The organism is Kitasatospora sp. P5_F3 (genome assembly GCF_054049135.1).
In genome coordinates this window covers 1-2,588 of record NZ_JBFUMY010000173.1, presented here as the reverse complement: position 1 = coordinate 2,588, position 2,588 = coordinate 1, and the positions used below count along the sequence as shown (strand labels likewise).

The following is a 2,588-nucleotide window of genomic DNA, read 5'->3' as shown; positions in this document are numbered from 1 at the left end:
CGGGGCGGGCGCGGCGGCGGGACAGCAGGGCGCGGGCCCGGCTCCCGGTGGCAGGTGGCTCGGGGGCGGCCGGCTCGGGCTCGGGCGCCGCCGCCTGCCGGGGCGAGGGGGTGACGGTCAGCTGGAGCCGGCCGAACCCGTCCGGGGTCGTCCGGGCGGGTGACCCTGAGCTGTCCCTGAGATCGGTGCCGGCCCGGTGATCGGTGCGGACCACCTGGAGGGTGGACTCGCCGATCCGGACCAGCCCGCCGTCCGTCAGCTCGACCGCCTCGTCACGGAGGAACCGGCCGTCGAGCCCGGTGCCGTTGGTCGACTTGAGGTCACGGACCGTCACCCGGCCGTCGGCGCCCAGGTTCAGCGAGAGGTGCAGCCGGGAGACGTCGGGGTCGTCGAGCGGGACGTCGGCGGCGCTGGAGCGGCCGACGTGGATCCGGTCGCCGTGCAGGCGGTGCACGCCGCCCGCGTCGGGGCCGCCGGTGACCCGGAGTTCGGCGGGGGCGGGCGGGCCGTCCTCGTCCGCGTCCGGATCGGGCTCGTTGAGCGAGAGCACGGCGCCGTCCAGCAGCGGCGGGTGGCCGAGCAGGGTCTGTTCGTCGATCCGCTCGGCCCCGGCGTACAGGTGCACATGGGTGGCGGAGCGCGGGCCGCGTACGCCCACCGCGCCTGCGAGCGCCCCCGCGACTGCGCCGAGCGCCGTGCCGACCGGGGCGGTGACCAGGACGTCGGTGGCCGTTCCGACGGCTGCCGGGCCGCTGCGCGGTCGGAGGACAGTGAGCCGGATCTGCATCGCCCCCGCACTCCCCTTCAGTGATGCCGTTGGGCCACAAGAGTGGTGCCTGTCATCCTGCCACCCCGGACCGACACCGCGCTCCCGGCACCGGATTTGACGATCTTGCGATGATCGCCATGGTGGAGCCGACGAACCGTCAGGTCAACCTCCGCTGGACCCCAGGTGGGAAGGACCCTTGCGGGACGCGGTCCGGGCGCCTCGGAAACCTGAGCGGGCACCGTTAGAGTTGCCGAAAACACGGCGGCGCGAGGAGTCGTAGGTGCGGCCAGTCGGCAGCAAGTATCTGCTTGAGGAAGCCCTCGGGCGCGGGGCCACCGGCACCGTCTGGCGGGCCCGGGTGCGCGAGGGTGTCGTGGTGCCCGGGATCGAGCCCGGGCGGCCGGTGGCGATCAAGATACTGCGCGAGGAACTGGCCGCCGACCCGGACGTGGTGATGCGCTTCCTGCGCGAGCGCTCGGTGCTGCTCCGGCTGAGCCACCCGAACATCGTCCGGGTCCGTGACCTGGTGGTCGAGGGCGAACTGCTGGCCCTGGTGATGGACCTGGTGGACGGCCCCGACCTGTTCCGCTACCTGCGCGGCAACGGCCCGTTCAGCCCGATCGCCGGCAGCCTGCTGATGGCGCAGATCGCCGACGCGCTGGCGGTCAGCCACGCCGACGGCATCGTGCACCGCGACCTCAAGCCCGCCAACGTGCTGCTCGCCAGCAGCACCGTGGACGGCGCCGAGCAGATGCACCCGATGCTCACCGACTTCGGCATCGCCCGGCTGGCCGACTCCCCGGGCATCACCCGTACCCACGAGTTCGTCGGCACCCCCGCGTACGTCGCCCCCGAGTCCGCCGACGGCCGCCCGCAGACCTCCGCGGTGGACGTCTACGGCGCCGGGATCATGCTGTACGAGCTGGTCACCGGACGGGCGCCGTTCCAGGGCGACAGCCCGATCGCGATCCTGCAGGCCCACCTCCAGCAGGACCCGGAGCGCCCGCGCACCATGCCCGAGCCGCTCTGGACGGTGGTCGAGCGCTGCCTGCGCAAGGACCCGGCCGAGCGGCCCGGCGCGGTCGCGCTGGCCCGGGCGCTCCGGGTGGTCGCGGCCGGTGTCGGCGTGCACGCCTCCCCGGACCAGGCCGAGGCGGCCTTCGAGGTCGGCGCCCTGCTGCTGCCCGACCCGCGGCCGACGCCCGAGTACGTCGCGCCGACCGAGCCCGGCGTGCCGGTGTCCGCGCAGTTCACCGACTCCGCCTTCGGTGGTGCCGACCCGACCCAGGTGCTGCCCTCGGGGCAGTACGACGCGGGTGCCGCCACCCAGTTGATGACCCCTCAGGGCGCCGCCGACCGGACGTCGGTGCTGCCGCCGATGCCGCCGGCCACCCCGCCGGCCGCCCCCGCCGCGCCCGAGCAGCCGCACCCCTGGCAGACCCAGCTCCGGGCCGCCCGGGACCGCAACCAGCAGACCGAGGTCAGCTACTTCGACCCGGCCGACTTCGGCGAGCCGCCGGTCGCCCCGCAGCCGTACCAGGCCAGGCCGCAGCAGCAGCCGCGCCCGCCGCAGGGCTACCAGCAGGCGCCCCCGCCGCAGCCGTACCAGCCCTATCGGCCGCAGCAGCCGGGTCAGCCGCAGCCGCGCCCGCAGCAGCAACAGCAGCGCCCGCAGCCGGCCGGCGGCTACAACCAGCGCCCGCCGGTGGCCCCGCCGCCGTACCAGGCGCAGCAGCAGCCCCAGGGCTACCCGCAGCAGGGCTACCCCCAGCAGGCCCCGCCGCCGCCCCAGCCGTACCAGCAGGCGCCCGCCCCGGCC

General features: G+C 75.5%; 2 protein-coding genes. One reads left to right on the top strand and one right to left on the bottom strand.

Annotation, left to right across the window (positions count from 1 at the left end):
- Positions 1-787 (bottom strand): FHA domain-containing protein (locus tag ACXJMZ_RS37065; protein ID WP_457034392.1); only part of this gene is annotated, 787 nt, incomplete at its 3' end.
- 262 nt (positions 788-1,049) lie between these two features.
- Between ACXJMZ_RS37065 and ACXJMZ_RS37060 the strand changes: the two genes are divergently transcribed.
- Positions 1,050-2,588 (top strand): serine/threonine-protein kinase (locus ACXJMZ_RS37060; protein ID WP_457034391.1); only part of this gene is annotated, 1,539 nt, incomplete at its 3' end.